General features: G+C 41.1%; 23 protein-coding genes, 1 tRNA gene and 1 pseudogene. 21 read left to right on the top strand and 4 right to left on the bottom strand.

Features of this window, described 5'->3' with window-relative positions; genetic code table 11:
• Window positions 1-165 precede the first annotated feature (165 nt).
• A tRNA-Gln gene (locus tag FHG64_RS11880) sits at window positions 166-238 on the top strand.
• A gap of 315 nt (window positions 239-553) precedes the next feature.
• On the opposite strand, the gene FHG64_RS11885 is transcribed toward FHG64_RS11880, so the two are convergent.
• Window positions 554-1861, bottom strand: a complete 1308-nt coding sequence (locus tag FHG64_RS11885) for an IS1380 family transposase (protein WP_139066296.1) — start codon at window positions 1859-1861, stop codon at window positions 554-556.
• Between the two features lie 409 nt (window positions 1862-2270).
• Window positions 2271-2465, bottom strand: a complete 195-nt coding sequence (locus FHG64_RS11890) for a hypothetical protein (protein WP_139066604.1) — start codon at window positions 2463-2465, stop codon at window positions 2271-2273.
• Between the two features lie 186 nt (window positions 2466-2651).
• Between FHG64_RS11890 and FHG64_RS11895 the strand changes: the two genes are divergently transcribed.
• From FHG64_RS11895 to FHG64_RS11910, 4 genes are all read left to right on the top strand, one after another.
• Window positions 2652-3455 carry a universal stress protein gene (locus FHG64_RS11895; RefSeq protein WP_139066605.1) on the top strand — a complete coding sequence of 268 codons (804 nt, stop codon included), beginning with the start codon at window positions 2652-2654 and terminating at the stop codon, window positions 3453-3455.
• A gap of 292 nt (window positions 3456-3747) precedes the next feature.
• Complete coding sequence (gene ric / locus FHG64_RS11900) at window positions 3748-4470, top strand: iron-sulfur cluster repair di-iron protein (protein WP_139066606.1); 723 nt, start codon at window positions 3748-3750, stop codon at window positions 4468-4470.
• A gap of 181 nt (window positions 4471-4651) precedes the next feature.
• Entirely contained in the window at window positions 4652-5116 is a 465-nt protein-coding gene (locus tag FHG64_RS11905; protein ID WP_139066607.1) for a hemerythrin domain-containing protein, read from the top strand.
• A 68-nt stretch (window positions 5117-5184) separates the two neighbouring features.
• Window positions 5185-5649, top strand: a complete 465-nt coding sequence (locus FHG64_RS11910; RefSeq protein WP_139066608.1) for a hemerythrin domain-containing protein — start codon at window positions 5185-5187, stop codon at window positions 5647-5649.
• Between the two features lie 15 nt (window positions 5650-5664).
• Here the strand turns inward: FHG64_RS11910 and FHG64_RS11915 are convergent, their stop codons facing one another.
• Both FHG64_RS11915 and FHG64_RS11920 read right to left on the bottom strand, forming a co-directional pair.
• Window positions 5665-6141: a hypothetical protein gene (locus FHG64_RS11915; RefSeq protein WP_139066609.1), complete on the bottom strand. Its 477-nt coding sequence runs from the start codon at window positions 6139-6141 to the stop codon at window positions 5665-5667.
• A gap of 10 nt (window positions 6142-6151) precedes the next feature.
• Complete coding sequence (locus FHG64_RS11920) at window positions 6152-7426, bottom strand: chloride channel protein (protein WP_139066610.1); 1275 nt, start codon at window positions 7424-7426, stop codon at window positions 6152-6154.
• 344 nt (window positions 7427-7770) lie between these two features.
• Here FHG64_RS11920 and FHG64_RS11925 point away from each other — a divergent pair, with 344 nt between their 5' ends.
• The 16 genes and pseudogenes from FHG64_RS11925 (at window position 7771) to moaCB (ending at window position 22312) form a co-directional block, all read left to right on the top strand.
• On the top strand, window positions 7771-9264 hold the full coding sequence (locus FHG64_RS11925; protein ID WP_139066611.1) for an MFS transporter: 1494 nt from the start codon (window positions 7771-7773) through the stop codon (window positions 9262-9264).
• A gap of 21 nt (window positions 9265-9285) precedes the next feature.
• Window positions 9286-10881, top strand: coding sequence for an MFS transporter (locus FHG64_RS11930; RefSeq protein WP_139066612.1), 1596 nt, complete (start codon window positions 9286-9288; stop codon window positions 10879-10881).
• 349 nt (window positions 10882-11230) lie between these two features.
• Window positions 11231-12286, top strand: coding sequence for an MFS transporter (locus FHG64_RS11935; protein WP_139066613.1), 1056 nt, complete (start codon window positions 11231-11233; stop codon window positions 12284-12286).
• A 21-nt stretch (window positions 12287-12307) separates the two neighbouring features.
• Entirely contained in the window at window positions 12308-14527 is a 2220-nt protein-coding gene (locus tag FHG64_RS11940; protein WP_139066614.1) for a molybdopterin oxidoreductase family protein, read from the top strand.
• Window positions 14528-14741: 214 nt separating this feature from the next.
• Window positions 14742-15311: a 4Fe-4S dicluster domain-containing protein gene (locus FHG64_RS11945; RefSeq protein WP_139066615.1), complete on the top strand. Its 570-nt coding sequence runs from the start codon at window positions 14742-14744 to the stop codon at window positions 15309-15311.
• A 12-nt stretch (window positions 15312-15323) separates the two neighbouring features.
• A complete protein-coding gene (locus FHG64_RS11950; protein WP_139066616.1) occupies window positions 15324-15842 on the top strand; it encodes a QcrA and Rieske domain-containing protein in 519 nt (172 codons plus the stop codon).
• 2 nt (window positions 15843-15844) lie between these two features.
• The gene (locus tag FHG64_RS11955) at window positions 15845-16129 is read left to right on the top strand and encodes a DUF6755 family protein (protein ID WP_139066617.1); all 285 of its coding nucleotides are present in this window, start codon (window positions 15845-15847) and stop codon (window positions 16127-16129) included.
• Window positions 16110-17090, top strand: coding sequence for a GTP 3',8-cyclase MoaA (gene moaA / locus FHG64_RS11960; RefSeq protein WP_139066618.1), 981 nt, complete (start codon window positions 16110-16112; stop codon window positions 17088-17090). Before FHG64_RS11955 ends, moaA begins: the two co-directional genes overlap by 20 nt.
• Window positions 17087-17961, top strand: a pseudogene (locus FHG64_RS19425) (molybdopterin molybdotransferase MoeA); the annotation flags it as partial. The gene moaA and the pseudogene FHG64_RS19425, both read left to right, overlap by 4 nt.
• Before the next feature lie 108 nt (window positions 17962-18069).
• The gene (locus FHG64_RS19610; RefSeq protein ID WP_394344221.1) at window positions 18070-18267 is read left to right on the top strand and encodes a hypothetical protein; all 198 of its coding nucleotides are present in this window, start codon (window positions 18070-18072) and stop codon (window positions 18265-18267) included.
• Window positions 18268-18269: 2 nt separating this feature from the next.
• Window positions 18270-19007 (top strand): sulfite exporter TauE/SafE family protein, encoded by a 738-nt coding sequence (locus FHG64_RS11970; RefSeq protein WP_139066619.1) that lies wholly within the window; start codon window positions 18270-18272, stop codon window positions 19005-19007.
• The gene (gene mobA / locus FHG64_RS11975) at window positions 19004-19594 is read left to right on the top strand and encodes a molybdenum cofactor guanylyltransferase (protein WP_139066620.1); all 591 of its coding nucleotides are present in this window, start codon (window positions 19004-19006) and stop codon (window positions 19592-19594) included. The genes FHG64_RS11970 and mobA overlap by 4 nt, the downstream gene beginning before the upstream one ends.
• Window positions 19576-19812 (top strand): MoaD/ThiS family protein, encoded by a 237-nt coding sequence (locus tag FHG64_RS11980; protein ID WP_139066621.1) that lies wholly within the window; start codon window positions 19576-19578, stop codon window positions 19810-19812. The genes mobA and FHG64_RS11980 overlap by 19 nt, the downstream gene beginning before the upstream one ends.
• Entirely contained in the window at window positions 19809-20909 is a 1101-nt protein-coding gene (locus FHG64_RS11985; RefSeq protein WP_139066622.1) for a HesA/MoeB/ThiF family protein, read from the top strand. The genes FHG64_RS11980 and FHG64_RS11985 overlap by 4 nt, the downstream gene beginning before the upstream one ends.
• On the top strand, window positions 20899-21336 hold the full coding sequence (locus FHG64_RS11990) for a molybdenum cofactor biosynthesis protein MoaE (protein WP_139066623.1): 438 nt from the start codon (window positions 20899-20901) through the stop codon (window positions 21334-21336). The genes FHG64_RS11985 and FHG64_RS11990 overlap by 11 nt, the downstream gene beginning before the upstream one ends.
• A gap of 61 nt (window positions 21337-21397) precedes the next feature.
• On the top strand, window positions 21398-22312 hold the full coding sequence (gene moaCB / locus FHG64_RS11995) for a bifunctional molybdenum cofactor biosynthesis protein MoaC/MoaB (RefSeq protein WP_139066624.1): 915 nt from the start codon (window positions 21398-21400) through the stop codon (window positions 22310-22312).
• The last annotated feature ends 72 nt before the right edge of the window (window positions 22313-22384 follow it).

A 22384-nucleotide genomic window follows, 5' to 3' on the forward strand; every position in this document is an offset into this window, starting at 1 on the left:
CGAATTTAAGAAATATTTAAAGGATAGGTTTTAAAACGGGCTTATAAAGAAAATATTTTCCTGAAAACCTGAATTTGAACGGGTAGGAAAATAACCTGATAAAAAATCAAAAAAATATTTGTGTAGAATAAACTTTGTTTTAAATTTGCATCCGCATTGAAACGCTGGCCTATGGTGTAACTGGCAACACGTCTGGTTTTGGTCCAGAAGAGTCTAGGTTCGAGCCCTAGTAGGCCAACAAGAATGTTAAAAACCGAATTGTGAAAACAGTTCGGTTTTTTGTTTTAAGGGATGTAGGCGAGATCCCGATAGCTCCTAAAATCCGCATCTCTCTTTAAAATTGATCTTTTTTATAGGTTCATAATAAAAATGTTTTCCATTATTTTGTTTCCGAGGAATTATCCAGGCACATTTTATTTTTTATTATTGAGATGTTTACTATTTGAGGTTTGAAAAGCTAATTTTTTTGAATTAAGACAATAATAGCTCATCCCTGGTGTAGGATTATTTTTGCAGATATTAGATTTCCTTTCTACTCTTTCTGTTGTTGTTACTATGTTTGATAATGGTTGTATGAATAAATCCTTAATTTGAGTTGGCGGCTTTGTTTGATCCATTTAGCAGGTAATATGATAAATCTGAAAATGAATTTTTTCATCCTGTAAGTGGGTTTTAGATACCTGTTCGTTTTAGAAAAATGCTGGATTATCTTATTGTAGAGATTCCGGCATATTGCCGTAAAGTATAAGAAGACAAGATTTTTGTTCAAGGATGAGAAAGGCATATTGTTCCAACCAAAATCATTTTTAAGTATATCAAACTGGCGCTCCATATTTCCTCTTTGGTTGTAAAACGCTGCAACACCTTTGGTATCCAGATCAAAATCATTTGTTATTATGGCTCTATAATCATAAATATCTTGAGTAATCAAGTCTATCTGCCTATCTTTTTTTGGTTTTCTTTTTACAACGAGTCTATATGTTTGTGCCTTATTTGATGGGGACTGTCGTTTAAAGGGGGTTATCTCAATAGATCCTACTTCCATGGTCCCATCTTCACACTTCATTTCTTCCCACTGGCCAACTTGGGAAAAATATTTTTCAACATAGCTGTTCCTGCATCCTATGTAAAAATTATCAACCTTACTTTGTAAGAAGGAAATGACATCATATTGGTATGATGCCGCATCGGCTCTGAAATTATGGACTTTTTTGATCTTTTGGGAATCCAATAAATCAAATACTCTTTTAAGGGTGTCTAGCTGAAAAGATTTTGCATCCGAGTTTCCGTTCCGGTTTTCAATATATAGGATGTTCTCTTCATTTATGGTACATACTCCGGGCTGATATCCATAATTCCTTTTATACGTCATCTTACTATCTTCCTTTTCATTGAAAATAATCGTGTTGTCGTAATCAATAGTAAGCTTGTCAGACTTAAAAACTCCAAGCTTTTTAAGAATATCTATATTCAGACTTTCTAATTTTGAGTTTGTACAATATTGATGAGTTACAACACCTCGCTTGGTTTTACAAGATTGAGTTTGCTCGGAAAGTTGAGATAGTCTTCTTAAAACAGTGTCAGGACTTGCTAGTTTTACAAAAGGATTATTAGTGAAATGGGGTTTCAAATGTGCTTGTAAATCTTCGATATAATCTCCTCCACAGAGGTAGACTGATTTCAAAGAATAGAAAATGTCTTTCCAGGAATATTTACTTTGATTGACCATTGGAGGAAGCCTGTCATTACAAATTTGATCGATGTTCATCTTGTTCAAATAGTCAAAAACAAAATTTGCTCCTCCGAAAGCGGAGATCGGATTGGATTTTATTATCTTCACGGCTGTAGTATTGTGCAACACTAATTTAAGTGAATATTACGTAGCTGCAAAGCCCCATTAAATAAGGTTTTGCAGCTTTTTTATTATAAGACTTACGGATTTTAGGAGCTATCGGGAGTCCCGAGCGAAGTCGAGGGTAGTCCCTAGTAGGCCAACAAGAATGTTAAAAACCGAATTGTGAAAGCAGTTTGGTTTTTTGTTTTAAGGGATTTAGGCGAGAAGCCATCCCTGAGCCCTAACTCTCTTGTACAACCTCTTTTTAATCTATAATTTTTTTGCAATTTCCTCATTTGCTGATTATTATCATCTATTTACTCCTTGGCGCGTTATAATTTTGTAAAACTGCACGTTATTTCCGGGGGGTTATAATTGACATTCTATCCTGCTAAAAGCAGAAATCTTAGGCGTGTTTTTATGCGAGCCTATAGATCTAAAGAGTAAGCTTATGATAAGGTGGTATTCGATCTTTGGTTTTTTCGAAGAGTTCAGGTTCAAATCTGAATTTTTTATCATTGGAGGTATTATAACGGTGGGTGTGGCCGCGGTTTATTGGTATAGGATTCTTTCCCGGGATAAAGACTGAAGATAGTACAGAAATCTCGCGGGATTTTTTCCTTATCACCATTTAATTAAGGTATTCCCGGGGCCAGATGTTTTGCGAATCTTCCAATGTTGATCTTATATTTCTAAGAATACTTGCTCTTGATGTGCCAGTGTGGAAGTTGGACAAAAGTGATGATTATCATTTTTCAATGCTTGTACTTAGATTAGGTTTGCCAAGGTAAAAAATTAGGGCAATTACTTCATTTCTATGAACGTACTTATTTTGACAGATCTTTCTGAGGTCGCAAAGAATGCCGGTAGTTATGCTGTGCAGTTCCTGGGAGATATTCCGGTTAATTTCCATATGCTTAATATTGAATTATTTAACCCAGAGGCCAACCTGGCAAAGGAAAAGAAAGATTTAGCCGTCAAGAAGCTTAAGCAAAGAATGGAAGAGCTGAAGGCAATAAGCAAAAACGAGAAACATACATTTATATCGCATTATTCTGAAAGTGATCTTGTAAGCGCTACAAGAAAATATGCCCAGGAACTTAAGATAGATCTTATAGTGATGGGTGCTGCCAATAGAGGGCATTCCCCATTTACGATCATTGGTAATCATACCTATGAAGTGATTAAGAAGATACGTTGTAATATTCTTGCGGTAGCAGAGAAAAGCCAGTTCCGGCCTGTAAAAAAGATTATTTTTCCCATAGATTATTCGGCATCGCTGGACGAGAATATTTTTAAGTTCTTTACCCGTCATGGTGTAGCTCCAGAAGCTGCACTTAGCATTGTTGAAATGCAGGTAACCAGGGAGGGCGCAGAGGCGGGAGCCGGTATAAATCATATCTCCCGTATTAGTAATCGAAAGGTAGATGTAGTGCCCGGGGAGAATAAGTATCTTTTTACCGATGTTAACTTAAAGAAGATCCAGAACCGGTTTGATATGATCGTGATGTTGGGTAAGAATATCGGGATCTGTGACAAATTCCTGCATACGAAGCATGGGATCTATTCCAAAGTGACAAATTCCCTTCCTATCCTGGTTCTTCATGGCAAGGAAAGATAACGACTAGGATATTAAAGATTTTCTTTTCCCTTCCTTCCTTCCTTCCTTCCTTCCTTCCTTCCTTCCTTCCTTCCTTCGCGATTATAGAATTTTCCTCTAACGAGGGCGGGTTCATATCCCGCAAAAACGGAGCTTTAAATCATACATGTTTCAACAACTTTTCCTGTTCAAAGAAGGAAGAAGAAACCTTTATTTTGAAGCAAAATAAAGGAGCTCAGGACTATATGATTTGCCTCATATTATTTCCATGCAAAAATCTTCATTTTTGATCTTATTAATAAAAACGGGAATAATGGAAGAATTAGAAAAAATGACTGTAGCGTCCCTGGTGACAGAAAATATTAAGACGGCCCATGTTTTTAAAAAATACGGGATAGACTTTTGCTGTGGTGGAGGAGTAACTATAAAAAAAGCTGCTGAAAAAGCTAAATTAGATTATAAGGTTCTGGAATCGGAGTTGAAGAACCTTAACACCTCTATCGCCGGTAATTATGATTATAATAAATGGTCTCTTGATTTTCTAGTAGATCATATTATAATTATTCATCACGCATTTGTAATAGAGAACATTCCCCTGGTGATAGCTTATGCTTCAAGGGTGGTGCAGGTTCACTCGGTGAATTATCCAGAGCTTATTCAAATTCAACGCCTGTTCTCTGAATTGTCAATTGAACTCTCCGGCCATCTTAAAAAGGAGGAAAACATTGTATTTCCATATATTAAAAAATTGGTAGAAGCTGCCAAGGAAGGAACTGCGCCTGCAAAACCTGATTTTGATAAGATCTATAATCCCATTAAAATTATGGAAGAGGACCACGAAGAGGCGGGGGCAATTTTTAAACGAATAGCAAAGCTAAGTAATAACTATGTCCCTCCCCCAGGGGCGTGTCATACTTACAGGGCTTTTTATTCCAAGCTTGAAGAGTTTGAAAAGGACCTTCATACTCATGTGCATCTGGAAAATAATATTCTTTTTCCTAAAGCTATTGCTTTGGAAAAAAAATTGAATAGATAATTTTATTTAGATTCTTATTCCCTGAAATGTGAGCCGTAGTATAATATAATTAACTTCTGTTTAGACCAGAAATAAATATGATATGGATTGAGCTCAAAATTAAAAGCTTATATTAAGCATTTAGTATTGTGGGATGAAATATCCCTTCTTTATTCTTTAAGGGGAATGATAAAAAACAAAAATGAAAAAACCAATAAAACGACACGAAGCATTAAAACCTTTAAGCCGGGAGCATCATCATGGATTACTGTTATGCTGGAAAATTAGACAGGGTGTAAAACTGGATGTGAATATGGCGAGAATTAAGTCATATACTGATTGGTTTAGGAGACACTACCTGGACCCACATTTTGAGGCAGAGGAGAAATATATTTTTCCTGTTTTAGGAAATGATCATGAACTGGTGAAAAGGGCGCTTGCAGAACATCGCCGACTTAAAAGATTGTTTAACCAGGAAGCTGATCTTGCTATTGCAATGAATAGTATTGAGGAAGAGCTGGATAGCCATATAAGATTTGAGGAAAGAGTCCTTTTTAATGAGATCCAGGCGGTTGCTACCGAAGAGCAGCTCGCTGATATTGAAAAACATCACAATGGGATACAATTTTCTGATGATGACTGGAAGGACCATTTCTGGCAAAACTGAAATCCGGAAAAAACCTGAAGTAATATATTTCAACCTGCTTAGGATCCAGGGTTAAAATTGTTTATCAAATGACTTATAATTCCAAAATAACAGCTAAGACCTCCTCCTTCCTGAAGCCTGTTATGCAAGAGCATGAGCAGGCGCTACAATTATGTGAGCGTATACGTATGGGTTTAAGGAATGAGGTAGACCTGCTTCGAATAAGAGCTTATACAGATTGGTTTCTTACTACCTATCTCGAACCTCATTTTGAGATAGAGGAAAAGTATATTTTTCCAATATTGGGAAGTAATGCAAGGGTTAAGCGGGCGCTGGCCAACCATCGGCGTATAAGAAAATTGTTGAGCTGTAGCTGTGAAAACGAAAAGGTCCTGAACCTGCTGGAGGAGGAACTTGCCTCTCATATAAGGTTTGAAGAAAACGTCCTATTCCGGGAAATCTCCAGAGCAGGAAAGCTTGTAGAGATCAAAAAGCTACACCAGGCTGCAGTTTCTCCTAATGAGGAATGGGAAGACCGTTTCTGGCAGGCTTAAAATATTATGAAACTTTCAAATAAAATATAGACCATGACTGCCGGCAACTGCTCCAATTATGGTGATGATACTTAAAATTAAAAGGATCCAGTGAGCGGTGTGAATATATTTGTACGTTTTCTCCGGGTGCGTTAAAGCATATTTTTGAAATAATTTGTGAAGAACAAAAGGCTCAAGAATAAATAGTATAATAGTAAAGAGGAACCAAACCAACACCATGGCGTGCAGCCACCAGAATTGAATGTAAAGGAACCTTTCCCAGCCATTCATATAATCTATCATATAAAATCCGCTAAGGCCGGTTAACACCGTCGTTATTTTAGCCTGCAAAGCAAACCTGCCTTCAATGGTTTCGAAGGTGTTGAGCATGTCCTCCCTTGACATCATTCTTTTTACTGCAGGTAAGATCACAGTAGTCACCATAGCCACTCCTCCAATCCACAATACCACCGCGACAACGTGTATTACCCTGGCAATTGTAAAGCTATCCATACTTATTTTTTTATTTGTTGTCCTCTCCCATTTGAGAGGAAATAAAAGGAATTCTCGGGGCCAGGAAATATCCGGTTAGGCTGGCAAAAAGAATCGGAATAAAATAACCAAAACCGGTCAAGGTGGCTAGTAATATAGTGGTACTCATAGGGGTCCTTGTTACGCAGGCATTAATAGCCGCCATGCAGGTAATCACTGCCAGTGAAAGGTTAGTAGTTGGAAAAAGCTGATGAATTATCAATCCAAGGGTGGCACCCACAAAAAATAGAGGAATTATGAAACCGCCTCGCCAGCCTGAGGTAACTGTAATTGAAATTGCCAGGATCTTCATTATCAAAACCGCTGTTAGAAATTCCAGGCTAAGGTCATTCAATAAAAGATCGTTGATCTCGTGGTGGCCAAAATACCTGGTAATAGGAAAATAAAAAGCAATAACGCCAAGGATGATCCCTCCCAGAAAAGTTTTGTAGTAAATAGGGAATTTAAGCCTGTAAAAAGCTGACTTAAAAAACCTGGTGCAAAAAATAAAGAGCCACCCAAGAAAGGTGCCTGCCACCCCAAATATGACAGCATAGGCAAAATCAAATTTATCTTCCATAATATAGGAAGGTAAATCCCATATAGGCCCCAGTCCCAGGTGAATAATAAGGGCAAAAATGATGTAGCTGAAAGAACTTGCTACAAAAGCAGGAATAATAGCTTTATAATATTGCACAGCATGTTTATGGTGCAGGATCTCAAGTGAGAAAAGGCTGCCTCCCAGGGGTGCACCAAAGAGAGCGGTAAATCCTGAAGCCATTCCGGCTATGCTTAAGGATCTCAATTCTTCCCCCTTTAACCTTAACATTTTTCCAAGCCAGCTCCCGGTAGAACCGGTTACCTGCACAAGAGGTGCTTCAGGGCCTAAGCTCCCCCCAGATCCCACACAAAGCAGGGAAGATAATACCATGGACAGGTTATTCTTTGGATCCAGTTTTCCCTTATTGAACCTAATGTTATTTACAATAAGCTGTATTTCCCCGGGATCCCCGATAAAATGTATGATCAACCCCGCCAGCAATCCTGCAAAAGCCATTGTGGGGATCACCTGCCAGCCATCAAACAAAGCCAGCCCGTGCATCAGCATTTCCAAAATGATCCAGTAAACCCCTGCAATTAACCCACCTGCAATTCCCAAAATAGCCCACAGGAAAAAGTTGCGGCTGAATACAAATGGATTAAATCTTAATGGCTTATCCAGGACATCAAGGTAGGTGATAAGTTTTCTTTTAGTCTTTATTTTCACTGCTTTTGTTCCGTTTTGTTATATATAGGGGCCACTATAGAATTATATATATTCTTCAGAATTTCGGCTAAACTAATAGTTTTATTGTTTTTTCATTCCGGAAAAGGTGTTTTTTCTCAGATTCAGAAAATTTCTATCTTGTAAGGAGGTAATATAAAAATCGCATTACCGGTTTAATTTATATTCTCCAAAAATGGAAAGAAATTTACCATATCCTGATAATCATCATTTTTACCGCTTGTTGAAAATGTGAAGTTTGCAGCGTAAAAAATAGAATTGAGAATCCAGGCAACTATTGTTACATCTAATTGATTTAAGTATAAAATTGATAAACTTACTTTAATATGAGCAAACCATCTTCTACGGCCCACAAAATGTTATTTTTAAATACCCTAGCCTTTACTATATGTTTTGCAGTCTGGATGTTTAATGGGGTTACAGTTACTTTTCTTGTGGATAATGGAGCTTATGACTGGAATTCTGTTCAAATTGGATGGCTCCTGGGAATACCAGTACTTACGGGCTCAATTTTTAGACTGCCCGTGGGGATCATGACCGATAAGTTTGGAGGGAAATGGGTCTTTGGAGGATTATTACTGATAAGTGCAATTCCTATGTTCCTGTTACAGTATGTAGATTCTTTCCTGGGGTTTGCTTTATGCAGTTTTGGTTATGGCCTTACCGGGGCAGGATTTGCGGTAGGAATCGCCTACACTTCTGTATGGTATGAGAAAGACTGGCAGGGCCGGGCTCTTGGGATCTTTGGTGCCGGTAATGCAGGTGCTGCATTAACCACCTTACTTGCGCCCACGATACTTCAAAACCTCACCAATGACGGGACAGAAATGGAGAACTGGAGAGTGCTGCCGGTAATTTATGCTGCCGTACTTGTTCTTATGGCTGTGATTTTCCTGGTCTTCGCAAAGAACAGGAAACCTGAAACACAACGAACTATTAAAAAACTTATGCTTCCCCTCAAAAGCCTGAGGGTTTGGAGATTTGGTCTTTATTACTTCCTGGTATTTGGGTGTTTTGTGGCCTTCTCCCAATGGCTGGTTCCTTATTATGTGAATGTTTATTACCTACCCCTTGTGACGGCAGGGATCCTGGCAGCAGCATTTAGTTTTCCGTCAGGGGTAATTCGTGCCCTGGGAGGGTGGATGAGTGACAAGTGGGGAGCTCGTAAAGTGATGTACTGGGTTTTAGGAACCTCTTTAGTTATTAGTTTTTTACTGATATTTCCAAAAATGGATATTTACTCTCCCGGAAACGGAATTATGGCAAAACAAGCCGGGGAGGTTACAGAAGTATCAGAAACCAGGATCGTGGCAGCAGGTATAGAATATCCGGTGGCCGCCAGGGACGCCGGCCATGAAGAGACTGTAGAGGGGGATTTTGTTTTTCCCAAAAAAGAAACCTGGCAGGAGCCGGTAGTGCAGGAAGGACAAATGGTTGAGAAGCGGGAATTACTTGCAAGCGGGGAAACCCGGATCTTTTTTCAGGCCAATGTATGGGTGTTTACCTTCCTGGTAATTATTCTGGGCAGTATTTGGGGAATTGGTAAAGCCGCCGTCTATAAACATATTCCAGAATATTTTCCAGATGAGGTTGGAGTGGTAGGAGGAATGGTAGGCGTTCTTGGTGGTCTTGGAGGTTTTGTGTGCCCTATCATCTTTGGTTATCTCCTGAATGGCACCGGGCTATGGACCAGTGCATGGATGTTCACTCTTATTATATCTGCTATTTGCCTTTGGTGGATGCACAGGACAATACAGAAAATGATGCACCGGGAGCATCCCAAATTAATGCGCCAAATTGAATCGAAAAAAGAGAATTAAACATAGCAAATCCTGAATATTATGAAGACTAACTTAGAAGAATGGAATGTTGAAGATCCGGTTTTTTGGGAACAAAAAGGTAAAAAGATAGCCTACAGAAACCTTTGGCTTTCCATCCCGGCCCTGTTACTTTCTTTTGCTGTGTGGATGATGTGGAGTATTATTACCACCAAAATGAAAGAATTCAACTTCCATTTTGGAATGATCACTCCGGATATGAGTGAAGAAATGGTGAAGGAACAATTGGCGGTCATCAATAATTTATACTATACTTTGCCAGCTATAGCAGGTTTGGCAGGGGCTACCCTTAGGATCCCCAATTCATTTCTTATAGCGCTTGGCGGTGGTCGTAATGTGGTCTTCACTACTACTGTGTTGTTGTTGGTGCCGGCCTTTGGGGTAGGTTTTGCGTTGGCAGATCAAAATACGTCCTATCTTACCTTTGCGGTCCTCGCGCTTTTGTCGGGATTTGGAGGAGGGAATTTTGCCTCTTCTATGAGTAATATAAGTTACTTCTTTCCTAAGAGGATGCAGGGAACTTCACTGGGGCTTAATGCCGGTATAGGAAACCTGGGAGTGGGGATAATGCAAAAGATGATCCCGTTTGTAATAGGGATTTTCCTTTTTTCAGCTGTTGGCAGCAGCGGAGAGGTGGTGGAGGACCAGCCGCTGGCAGGCTTGCAAAATGCGGGTTGGATCTGGATCCCTATTGTAATTGCTGCTGTGGGTGCCTTTTTTGGAATGAACAACGTGATAACGGGAACACCAAAATTACCTACTACCATTCAGGGTATCTCCAAGACACTATTTATGGTAGGGATTGGAATTATAACTGCCGCAGTGGGATCATATTTATTGGTGGGACTGGAGATCAATATGTGGATAGTTCTCCCGGTGGTGGTGATTCTCACCCTGCTTCTTATGAAATACCTAAGTCCTAAGGACATAAAGCAAAGCCTTAATAAGCAATTTTCAATACTTAATGATAAGCATAACTGGATCATGACTATAATATATACCATGACCTTTGGCTCATTCATAGGATTCTCGGCTGCCTTTCCAAAACTTTGCCAGGATATATTCGTGTATACAGACCCTGCAAACCCTCAATATGTAAACCCCAATGCCCCCGATTTCCTTACCTGGGTATTTATAGGCCCTATGCTTGGGGCTTTGGTGAGACCGGCGGGAGGCTGGTTAAGTGATAAAATAAACAGCGGGTCTAGGGTAACAACTTATAGTACAATAGTAACTGTAATAGCTACAATGGCAGTTGCTTATTTTGTGGTACAGGCAAGGGATAGTGCTACTCCAGAGGTCTACTGGTGGCCATTCTTTGCAGGTTTTATGGTCCTGTTCGTCACTACCGGAATTGGAAATGGTTCTACCTTTAGAAGTATACCATACATCTTCAGCAAGGAAAAAGCAGGTCCTGTGCTGGGCTGGACATCTGCAATTGCAGCATATGGAGCTTTTATTATTCCGCAGGTATTTGGGGAACAGATCCAGATGGGTACACCAGAATATGCCTTATATGGCTTTGGCATTTACTATGTCATATGCCTGGGACTTAACTGGTGGTATTATGACCGGTCAAATTCCGGGATCGAATGTTGATCTAATTATATACTGAACAAAAAAAGCCTTTGCAGTTTTGCAAAGGCTTTTTTATACAATTTGTCTGCTTATTTAGCACAGCTCTAAATTAGCTACAACACCTGAAAACTGATTTTAATCATATTTTCCCAGATCCTCAGGGAGCATTTTTGCAGCTCGTTCCAGTGAAGTTTGAAAAAGTATTTTAAGACTGTTTTTTACCTATGTGATTAGGGGTATTGATCCATTATATCTTATTTAGACTCACTTTAAATTGCTAGAGATCAGGATGAGGAGCTTTTATCACTCCTCTGTAAATCCTTATATTTATGTTTCACTCAAATTTATGAACTGTTAATGCCTGCTTATTATGTACAGACTCTTTAAAACCTTAAATCGGCTGGCCCTAATCAAGGCAACTATAGCAGCGGTACTCACAATTATCCTCGTGCTAATTGGTTCCCGGAATTTGCAAAATTTTGACCCCGCACTTATCGCCTATTTGATAGGAACAGTTTTCGCCATTTTTGGGATCGCCTACCGCTATTCGGTTTGGATCCAAAGGCCACCAACCAAGCTTTACTGGCGCAGGAGTATGCAGTTCCTATTTAGCAGGTATTTCTTTCCATACCTGTGGCGCTCTATTAAATTATTTTTCAGGAATATTCTTTTTCAAAGGTTCATAGCATATAGAAGCAGGACCCGCTGGATAGGGCATTTCCTGCTTGCCACGGGGTGTCTAATAGCCTTTGCTATCACTGTTCCTTTAACTTTTGGCTGGATACATTTTGTGCTCAAGCCGGGAGATGAAACTACATATTATGCCCTCTTATTTGGATTTGAGGCCGGATCTTTTAGCTTGGGTTCCCCTATTGCTTTTATAGCTTTCCACGGCCTGGTATGGTGTTCGGTTCTGGTGACTATTGGTGCCATTATGATGATGAATAGAAGGTTTACAGACGGGGGATTGATCGCTACCCAAAGTTTTGAGAATGACTGGTTGCCTTTGATCCTGCTTATTGCAATTTCAGTGACCGGACTGGGTATTTCATATGATTATACTTTTTTGGAAGGTAAGACTTACCAGTTTATGGCGGTTACCCACGCAATTACAGTGATCCTTTTCCTGGTGTGGTTGCCTTTTGGAAAGTTCTTCCATATTTATCAGCGACTCGCCCAGTTGGGTGCAAATCTTTATAAAACCGAAGGGAAACGAAGGGGGATGGCAACCTGTCCGCACACTAAAAAGGAATTTGCCACCCAAACTCATATCAATGATCTTAAGGTTGTATCTAAAGATCTCGGTTTTAATTATGACAAGCAGGATGGAACCAATCATATGGACCTAAGCCCTGAAGGTAAGCGCTCTGCATTAGCCATGGCCCATTTGAAGGCACGAAAGGAAGGCGGAAAATTATTCGGTTAAAAACAGAAAAAGAAAAAGAAAATGGCAAAACTTCCAGTTTCAGTAGATAAGATCATAGAGAACTATGGCCCTCATAAGGCATATGCTCCACAGGTAGGATTTCATGGGAATAAGGAGCCGGACAAGCTGGTGAAAACCCATTGTTGCTATTGTGGTATGCAATGCGGTATTAAGCTGAAGGTTAAGGATAATAAGATCGCAGGTTTTGAGCCCTGGGAGGAATTCCCATTCAATGAGGGGCGGCTTTGTCCAAAAGGGGTTATGCGATATATGCAAAATAACCATCCGGACAGGCTTATGGATCCTATTGAGCGGGTGGAAGGGAAAGGCTTTAAACCCGTATCCTGGGACCACGCCATGAGCAGGACGGTAAATGAGATAAAAAGAATCCAGGAGAAATATGGCAAAGATTCCTTTGCAATGCTATCGGGCGTTTCACTCACCAACGAGAAAAGCTATATGATAGGGAAGTTTGCAAGGGTAGCCCTTAAAACAGCCAATCTTGATTATAATGGCCGGTTGTGCATGGTTAGTGCAGGTGGAGGAAACAAAAAAGCATTTGGACTGGACAGGACCTCCAACAGTTGGGCCGATCTTAAACATGCCGAGGTCATCCTTATAGCCGGGGCCAACGTTAGTGAAACCTTCCCCACCCTTACACATTATATCTGGCAGGCGAGGGACAACGGCGCTAAATTAATAGTAGTAGACCCAAGGATGATCCCATTGGCCAGAACGGCAGATCTTCATTTGCCAATTAGGCCGGGAGGAGATTCAGCGTTATTTGGAGCCATCCTTAAAATAATGGTAGATAATGATTGGCTAGACCATGAATTCATTGAAAATCATACTTCAGGATTCCAGGAAACCATTGATGCCGTAAAGGATTATGATCTTGACTGGGCAGAGGAGCATACCGGGATATCAAAGGATTTGATTTACCAGGCTGCAGAAATGTGGGGGAAAGCAAATACAAGCTTCCTGCTGCACGCCCGTGGGATCGAGCACCATACAAAAGGGGTGGAAAATGTACTTAGCTGTATAAATATTGTCTTGGCGTCGGGACGATTAGGAAAACCTTATTGCGGCTATGGCACGATCACAGGACAGGGTAACGGCCAGGGAGGCCGGGAGCACGGTCATAAATGTGATCAATTGCCGGGTAACCGTGATATCACTAATCCCGAGCATAGGAAATATATTGCAGGGGTTTGGGGTATAGATGAAAAGGATATGCCCGGTAAGGGACTTTCAGCCTATGAGCAAATTGAGGCGATACACCGCGGGGAGATCAAAGGAATGATAAGTATTTGTTTTAATCCGCTGGTATCCTTACCCAATAATAATTTTGTGCGGGAAGCCCTTGAAAAACTTGAATTTTATATTTGTATAGATACCTTCCTTAGTGAAACTGCACGCCATGCCGATATAATAATGGCGGGCTCCCTGCACGAGGAGGAGGAAGGTACGGTGACTACTGCTGAAGGTAGGGTGGTGAAGATCAATGAAGCCATTACTCCGCCTAAGAATACAAGGAGGGATGGACAGATCCTCATGGAACTTGCTGCCCGCCTGGGTGAAAAAGAAAAATTCGATTACCCTACCAGTGAAGATATCTTCAATGAATTAAGGGTTGCATCCAAAGGGGGTACGGCAGATTATTACGGAATTACCTATAAAAAAGTCGTAGATAATATGGGGATCTTCTGGCCCTGTCCTTCTGAAGATCACCCGGGAACCCCGCGTTTGTGGGAAGATAGGAAATTTAAAACACCGGATGGGAAAGCGCACTTTAATCCTGTAAGATATCGTGCAGCTTCAGAAATGCCGAATAAGGAATATCCGGTAGTGTTGACCACAGGAAGGGTCGTCTCGCAATATCTAAGCGGAACCTCTACCCGAAGGATTGGAAAGTTACTGGATCAATATCCTGAACCTTTACTGGAAATACACCCAAAACTGGCCTTCCAGTATGGAATAGAAAATCATGACCTTATTAAAGTAAAAACCAGAAGGGGAGAAGCAGAATTTCCGGCCCATGTGGTGGAAACAATTCGAGAGGATACGGTGTTCATTCCTTATCATTGGGGAGGAAAACATTCAGCCAACCAATTAACAATAGATAATTTAGATCCTGTTTCCAAGATTCCTGAATTTAAGGTTTGTGCCTGCCAGCTGGAGAAAACCGGGAGAAAAGGATCACAACATAGAACAGATACTGCGTATCAAAGTTCGCTTTAGAATAAGAACCAGGAAACAAGAGTCAAGAAACAAGAAACAAGAGAAGAGAGAAGTGCGGAATTTAAAAATACAGAAGCAGCAGTCCCGGATAGAACAATAAAATATTCGTGCATTCGTGGCTAACTTTTTTAATTCAAACAGAGAACGGAGAACGGAGAACAGAGAACAGAGAACAGAGAACGAAATTTAAAACCTAACCTTTAAAATTAAAATTATGCCGGAAACAAATTATGATCAGGAAATGGCTTTTTTCGTAGACATGCAACGTTGTATTGGTTGTCATGCCTGTGAAATGGCCTGTGCTGAATGCGAAACGAATGGCCAGGAAAGTATGATCCACGTAAATTATGTAGACAGGGAAAAAAGCCCTCAAACTACGGTACAGGTATGTATGCATTGCGAAGATCCTACCTGTGCAAATGTTTGTCCGGCAGATGCCATACACCAGGATGAATTTGGAGTGGTACACTCTGCCAACACCTCAAGGTGCATTGGGTGTTCCAACTGTGTTTTAGCCTGTCCATTTGGTGTTCCAAAGAAAATGGAAGAGGCAGAGTTGATGATGAAATGCAATATGTGCTATGACAGGACAAGTGCCGGGAAAAAGCCTATGTGCGCAACGGTTTGTCCAAGCCAGGCCCTTTATTACGGGACACGGGAAGAAATTGAAAGGATGAGGCCAGATAGTGAGCCGGTAAACTCTTTCCTTTTTGGACAACAAGAGGTAAATACCAAAGTAAATATTATGATGCCTAAAGGCACACACCAGTTAATTATACCATAACTTTTAAATACGATGGCAAAAGAAGATTCTGAAAGAGAACCAAGCTGGAAAAGTGATTTTCCAATAGAGACCAGGCGCGGGACGCACGTAAGCCGAAGGGAATTTGCCAAATTCCTGGGCTTATTATCAGGGGCTTTTGCCCTTAGCAACGGCTTTATAGTCATTAGAGCAATAGCTTTTCCTGCAGAAAAACTGGAAGGAGAACACTTTGTTGTGAATGAAGATGAGGTTGCAGTGGGGGAAATGTTTCAGTTTGAGATACATGGAGATAAGCACATTCCGTATATCTTAATTCACCTGGAAGAAAATGAATGGCGCGCTTTTGAACAAAAATGCACTCATTTGACTTGTGCGGTGAGATATCGTAAGGATGAGAATAAGATCGAATGCCCCTGCCATAATGGATGGTTTAGTGCAGATACCGGCGCGGTACTGCAGGGACCACCACCACGGCCTTTACCTCAACTGGAGGTAGTAGTGAGAGACGGCAAGGTATATGTGAAAGAAAAAAGTAAGGATCAAAATGCATAATCATGAGTGATTTTAGAACATCCCAGAACGAAGCACATCCCAATAAAACCAATACTATCATGACAGGGATCATCCTGTTACAAATACTTTTTGTAAGTATACAGGTATGGTTCTTATTCGGTGCTTTAAATAACGCGCTTGAGGGTAATATCTTCTTTGCAATCACTACCTTTATAGGATCCCTTATCATGGCCATAGGCTCATTTTGGGTGCTACGCTATTTACCGGAACCATTGAAGAAGAAACCAGACAAAAGACCAAGAGTGAATGTTAGTAGACAGCCATAAAAGAATTCACGATTATCTAAGGATCTCCCTTACAGATAGCTGCAACTTTCGTTGCCAGTACTGTATGCCAGATGAGAATATCCAGTGCCTGCCCAATAAACACCTTATGCAGGTAGATGAAATTGAGCAAATTGCTGCAAAATTTGTAGAGCTGGGTGTAAATAAAATAAGATTAACGGGAGGGGAACCTATGGTTCGAAAGGAATTCCCCGAGATCCTGGAAAAGATCTCGAAATTACCGGTGGAATTAAGCCTTACAACCAATGCAGTCCTCGCTCATAAATACATAGAAAACTTAAAAGCAGCCGGGGTACGATCACTTAATATAAGCCTGGATACCCTCAATCCTGAAACTTTTAAAAGAATAACTAAAAGGGATCAATTTCAAAGAGTTTGGGATAATATCCTTCTTATGCTCAGTGAAGGTTTTCGTGTGAAGATCAATTGCGTGGGGATTGAAGGGGTTATTGAAAAAGAGATCCTGGATTTTGTTGCCATAACAAAGGACCTTCCCCTACATGTGAGGATCATAGAATTCATGCCTTTTGAAGGGAATCACTGGAATAGCAAGAAAGTGGTTACGGCAGGACAAATGCTTAAATGGGTAGAGGAGGAGTATGATATGGTAAAGCTGAAGGATGAACCACATGCCACCGCTAAGAAATATAAAGCGATAGGCCACGAAGGTACCTTTGCTTTTATCACCACTATGACCGAGCATTTTTGTGGGGACTGTAACAGGATGAGGATCACAGCAGATGGGAAGATGAAGAATTGCCTTTTTGGAAGTGAAGAAATGGACCTGCTGGGCACCCTGAGAAAAGGAGAGGATATTGAGCCGTTAATAAGAACTTCTGTCATAAGGAAATATAAAGTGATGGGAGGCCAGTTTTCCAAATCCTATAAGGGTGCAGAGGCCAGTGAATTGAAAAATCGAAGTATGATCAAAATTGGAGGATGATCTCAGTTAATGATGCCCGCCGTATTCTTTCAGAAAACCTTGAAAGAGCCAAATCAAAAAATATTTCCCTGAATGACAGCCTGGGACTTATCCTGGCTGTAGATGTATATTCTCCCATTGATGTACCATCTTTCGATAATTCAGCCATGGATGGTTATGCCATGAAATTTGACAGCAGCAGGAATAGCTGGGAATCTGGCAGCGTGATACAGGCCGGGGATACCAATGCATATAAGGTGAAGGAAGGTACTGCCGCCCGAATATTTACCGGAGCTAAAATTCCGCAGGGAGTGGATACAGTTATTCCGCAGGAGCTCATTGAACGGGATGAAGCTACAGGTCGAATATCCTATGATCAGGATAAGATACAAACCGGAAGCAATATTCGCTTAAAAGGTTCCCAATGTAAAAAAGAAGAATTGATCGCAGAAAAAGGTACCCCTGTTACTCCCGGTCTTATAGGACTATTGGCATCTGTTGGATTGAATAAAGTGGAGGTATATACTCCTGCTACTGTGACCTATATTATCACCGGCGATGAGTTAAAAGAGGCAGGTACAGCCCTTAAGGAAGGCGAGATCTATAACTCCAATGGGCCAATGCTGGAGGCTTTGCTAAAAAACGCCGGTATAAAAGAAATCTCTGGTCTTAAAGCTACAGATGATAAGGAGGAGCTGCAGGAAAAGATCAATAAGGCACTGGCAGCGTCAAACGTGCTAATAATTAGTGGGGGATCTCTGTGGGGGATTATGATTTTGTGAAGGAATGCCTGGAAAAAGCAGGAGTAAAAGAACTATTTTATAAAATAAAGCAACGCCCCGGCAAACCTATGTATGCCGGGAGAAAGGGAGATAAATATATTTTTGCTTTACCGGGAAATCCGGCTTCGGTTTTAAGTTGTTTTAACCAATATGTCAAACCCAGCCTTAAATATCTTGCAGGAAAGGAAAAGGTATGGGAGGCAGATGCGGTCCTTTCCCTGGCTGCCGACCAAAAGAAAAAAGAAGGGCTTACTTTCTTTCTTAAGGGAAGAATGGAACAAGATGAGGTAATTATCCCTGGAGGACAGCAATCTTTCAATTTACTGGCCTTTAGCACCGCAAATTGCCTGGTGGAGCTGGAGGAAGATAAAGAGGAAATAAAAGCGAGGACTCCTGTGAATGTTTTTTATCTTTAAGAATGCCTGGAGATTTAATTCTATATGCGCTTTTATTGTTGCCGGTGGCAGCATTCTTCTATGCCTCTGTAGGACATGGAGGGGCAAGCAGCTATTTAATGATCCTGGCGCTTACAGGATTTGCTCCTGAGGAAATAAGGCCTACCGCTCTTACCCTTAATATAATCGTTTCTTTTGTTGCATTCTTAAATCACAGGAAAAGCTGTGATTTTCCCAATAAATTATTCTGGCAACTTGCCATATTCTCGATACCTGCAGCCTTTATAGGAGGGGTGATCGTTGTGAACACGGCTATATATATGAATATCCTGGGAATACTGCTTTTATTTCCAATTCTGCAGTTCCTGGGAGTATTCCCAAAGAATAAATTCCATTATATTCAAAAAAATTTCTGGTTGCCGCCGGTAATCGGGATCCTTATTGGCTTCCTCTCAGGGCTTATAGGAATAGGTGGAGGAATTATCCTGTCTCCCTTACTTCTTATGCTTGGCTGGACCAACATTAGGCAAACAGCAGCACTTAGCGCCCTTTTTATTTTTGTGAATTCTGTTGCAGGATATATAGGGACAGTAGGAATGGATCTTTCCTTTAACAAGACCCTCTGGATCTTCATACCACCTACGATTGTAGCAGGGATGCTTGGGAGTTATTACGGTGCGAGAAAATTCAATGTAACGATCGTAAAGAACCTGCTTACCCTGGTTCTTGCCGGCGCCGCGATTAAATTGATTTTGACGTGAAGAAGGCAGTTGAGGTGGAAGCGTTTGTTCTTGCCGGGGGTAAGAGCAGCAGGATGGGCCGGGATAAAGGCCTTACTCTTCTAAATGGCCGGCCAATGGTTTCATATGTGCTGAAGGCTTTGAGTAAAACAAAGATTCCGGTCAAAATTATTGCAAATGACAGGGAATACGAGAATTTTAATATTCCTGTGTATTCTGATATAGTTGCTGAAAAAGGACCAATGGGCGGATTATTTACCGCACTCTCCCATACAAAGGCTGAAGCGGTTTTTTTGATAAGCTGTGATATGCCATTGGTTACTGCTGAAGCTATTGTACAGCTCCTGGAATTTTCAGGTAAAGAGCGTATCGTAGCCGTCACGGTACAGGGTAGGATCAATCCTTTATTCGCTATATATCCCGTGATCTTAAAGGAAGAAGTGGAAAAAAGGATCAGGGAAGGGAACTTAAAAATGACCGATTTTATTTTAGAAAACAAGCACACTTTAGTACCTTCCATCGTAGAAAAATTTCCGGAAATTTTTCAAAATGTCAATACCCCGGAAGAACTTAAAATGACAGAGAAAAAATGGAAAGATTTAAGATAAAGGCTTTTGGAATGCTGGCCGAGAAGCTTCCCTCAGGCGAATTTGAATTCCCTGTGTATGGGGATACCCGGGAACTTTTGGATAGGCTGGAGCAGGAGTTTCCTCAACTTAAGGACGCTAAATATACCCTCGCCGTGGATAAACAGGTTGTACACGATAAACAGGCTTTGAACGGTAATGAGGAGATCGCCTTATTACCACCATTTTCGGGAGGATGAGCAGATTTGAAAGACAACATATTTTGCCGGAATTTGGCACCTCAGGACAAAAAAAACTAAAAAAGGCCCGTATCCTTGTAGTTGGAGCCGGGGGTCTTGGTTGTCCTGCCCTGCTTTACCTGGCTGCTGCCGGGGTGGGAACTATTGGTATTGCAGACGGGGACACCGTAAGCCTGTCTAATTTAAACAGGCAAACTTTATTTGGTTATGGGGACCTTGAAAAATTGAAAGCGATAGCTGCAGGCGAAGTGCTTAATCAAAAATACCCCGACATAAATATTGAAACAATAAACGAATATCTCACTCCGGATAATATCCTGGAAATTATGGAAAAATATGACCTGGTGCTTGATGGGTCTGATAACTTTGGAACCAGGTATATGGTCAATGACGCCTGTGTCCTTCGCGGTAAACCTTTAATTATGGGGGCTATTTACCAATATGAAGGCCAGGTGACGGTTTTTAATTATGGTGAGGAACCGGTGAATTACAGGGACCTCTATCCCGTACCACCTTCTGCAGACGAAATCCCTAACTGTAGTGAAACCGGAGTGCTGGGAGTATTGCCAGGAATAATTGGCACCCTGATGGCAGCTGAAGCAATAAAGGTAATTTCAGGATTGGGTAAAGTCCTGGCGAATAAGGTTCTTTTTTATGATCTTTTAAATTCCGGGTTTTATGAGGTGAGCTTAAAGCCAAATTTATCATCTGGAAAGAATATTCCTGAAAATGAAGTAGCTTTCAGAAATACAGATTACAACATCACCTGTGGCGTTGTGGAAAAAATAACCTGGGAAAACGCCCTTCACTGGACCTGTCAAGCAGAGAATTCAATAGTCATCGATATCAGGGAGCCAAATGAAGAACCAGAATTTAGTAGTCATACAATTTTAAAAATTCCGATGAATGATTTGCTCAAAGATCCCGGTATATTAGAGGAGGTAGACACCGTTATGCTATTCTGTAAATCTGGCCAGCGAAGTATGCAGGCAGCCAAAGAGCTAAGGCAAAGATTTCCTGAAAAGGAAATACGCTCTGTGGAAGGGGGACTTCAACATCCTTCCTCACCTTTAAATAATCAAAACAATGAATCGTAAACCAAAAAATATATTTGTACAGGGGCCAATCTCCAGTGAGAAGATCGCCCAATCCATTCAAAACCACAGCACGAAAACCAATATAGGTGCCCATTCCATTTTCCTTGGGCAGGTGCGGGCAGATGAGAAGGAGGGCAGCACTGTAACTGCGATTGAATACACCACTTACGAAGAAATGGCGCTGCAGAAGGCTTTCGAAATTAGAGAAGCCATCTTTGCAAAATATGACCTCACCTGTATGCATATCTATCACAGCCTGGGAGAGGTGAAAGTGGGAGAGATTTGCCTGTTCGTCTTCACCTCCTCCAAACACCGCAAAATGGCGATAGATGCCTGTGAAGAACTGGTGGAGCGAATTAAGAAGGAACTGCCGGTGTGGGGAAAGGAATTAATGGAGAATGGGGAAAGCTGGAAGGTTAATACTTAGGAGTCTGGACCGCTACGCTGCTGGAGTCTAGAGTCTGGACTAAAATAAAAAAAAGAAATAAATGGTAAATATCACTCATAAAAGTAATACCCTTCGTAAGGCAACAGCACAGGCGGTGGTGCGGGTTAGCAGTCCTGAAACAATAAAAGCTGTTGAGGAGAAAAAAGTACCCAAGGGCGATGTGTTTGAAATGTCTAAAACCGCAGGCCTGTTTGCGGCAAAAAGGACGAGTGATATGATCCCCGATTGCCATCCCCTGCCTATTGAATTTACCGAAATTAAATTCCGGATAAAGGGGCTGGATATTTTTGTGAGTGTGGAGGTTCATACCATATATAAAACCGGGGTGGAAGTAGAGGCTATGCATGCAGCTTCGGTTGTTGCTATCACGATGTATGATATGCTTAAGCCAATTGATAAGGGAATAAGCATTGAGAATATTAAACTCCTTGAGAAAAAAGGTGGTAAAACAGATTACCGGAAGGTGGTAGAGGAGAACCAAATATCAGCTACTGTGATCGTGTGTTCAGATTCTATTTCGGCCGGGGAAAAGGAGGATCGCGCAGGGAAGGTGATCATTGAGAAACTGGAGGCGCACCAGGTTGGGGTGGAGGATTATGTTATTATTCCAGATGAAAAAGAGAGAATACAGGAGCTGGTGAAAACTAAATGTGAGGCCGGGGTGAACCTTATCATTCTAACCGGGGGTACAGGCCTTTCTCCCAGAGATGTCACGCCAGAGGCTATCCTGCCGCTTCTCGAGCGCCCTATTCCGGGGATAGAAGAGGCAATAAGAAATTACGGGCAGCAAAGAACACCTTATTCTATGCTATCTAGATCTGTTTCCGGATTGATTGGGGAAACTTTGGTCCTTGCCCTGCCGGGATCTACAAAAGGGGCAGGGGAATCCATGGATGCAGTGTTTCCTGCAGTGATGCATATCTTCAGGGTTCTGGCTGCTTTTAAACATGATTAGACCGCAAGTGAAACTATTTTCTTTATAAGCCTTTAGGAAAAATCAAAAAAGCTTTTTCCTGATCAGGGTCAT

This window comes from Antarcticibacterium flavum, assembly GCF_006159205.1.
In the GTDB taxonomy this organism is placed as follows: Bacteria; Bacteroidota; Bacteroidia; order Flavobacteriales; family Flavobacteriaceae; genus Gillisia; species Gillisia flava.

Bases quoted from the DNA above. Each gene is read 5' to 3' on its own strand.
- FHG64_RS11890 (WP_139066604.1), bottom strand. From the start codon at position 2,465: ATGGTGATAAGGAAAAAATCCCGCGAGATTTCTGTACTATCTTCAGTC.
- FHG64_RS11895 (WP_139066605.1), top strand. From the start codon at position 2,652: ATGAACGTACTTATTTTGACAGATCTTTCTGAGGTCGCAAAGAATGCC.
- ric (WP_139066606.1), top strand. From the start codon at position 3,748: ATGGAAGAATTAGAAAAAATGACTGTAGCGTCCCTGGTGACAGAAAAT.
- FHG64_RS11905 (WP_139066607.1), top strand. From the start codon at position 4,652: ATGAAAAAACCAATAAAACGACACGAAGCATTAAAACCTTTAAGCCGG.
- FHG64_RS11910 (WP_139066608.1), top strand. From the start codon at position 5,185: ATGACTTATAATTCCAAAATAACAGCTAAGACCTCCTCCTTCCTGAAG.
- FHG64_RS11915 (WP_139066609.1), bottom strand. From the start codon at position 6,141: ATGGATAGCTTTACAATTGCCAGGGTAATACACGTTGTCGCGGTGGTA.
- FHG64_RS11925 (WP_139066611.1), top strand. From the start codon at position 7,771: ATGAGCAAACCATCTTCTACGGCCCACAAAATGTTATTTTTAAATACC.
- FHG64_RS11930 (WP_139066612.1), top strand. From the start codon at position 9,286: ATGAAGACTAACTTAGAAGAATGGAATGTTGAAGATCCGGTTTTTTGG.
- FHG64_RS11935 (WP_139066613.1), top strand. From the start codon at position 11,231: ATGTACAGACTCTTTAAAACCTTAAATCGGCTGGCCCTAATCAAGGCA.
- FHG64_RS11940 (WP_139066614.1), top strand. From the start codon at position 12,308: ATGGCAAAACTTCCAGTTTCAGTAGATAAGATCATAGAGAACTATGGC.
- FHG64_RS11945 (WP_139066615.1), top strand. From the start codon at position 14,742: ATGCCGGAAACAAATTATGATCAGGAAATGGCTTTTTTCGTAGACATG.
- FHG64_RS11950 (WP_139066616.1), top strand. From the start codon at position 15,324: ATGGCAAAAGAAGATTCTGAAAGAGAACCAAGCTGGAAAAGTGATTTT.
- FHG64_RS11955 (WP_139066617.1), top strand. From the start codon at position 15,845: ATGAGTGATTTTAGAACATCCCAGAACGAAGCACATCCCAATAAAACC.
- moaA (WP_139066618.1), top strand. From the start codon at position 16,110: ATGTTAGTAGACAGCCATAAAAGAATTCACGATTATCTAAGGATCTCC.
- FHG64_RS11970 (WP_139066619.1), top strand. From the start codon at position 18,270: ATGCCTGGAGATTTAATTCTATATGCGCTTTTATTGTTGCCGGTGGCA.
- FHG64_RS11980 (WP_139066621.1), top strand. From the start codon at position 19,576: ATGGAAAGATTTAAGATAAAGGCTTTTGGAATGCTGGCCGAGAAGCTT.
- FHG64_RS11985 (WP_139066622.1), top strand. From the start codon at position 19,809: ATGAGCAGATTTGAAAGACAACATATTTTGCCGGAATTTGGCACCTCA.
- FHG64_RS11990 (WP_139066623.1), top strand. From the start codon at position 20,899: ATGAATCGTAAACCAAAAAATATATTTGTACAGGGGCCAATCTCCAGT.
- moaCB (WP_139066624.1), top strand. From the start codon at position 21,398: ATGGTAAATATCACTCATAAAAGTAATACCCTTCGTAAGGCAACAGCA.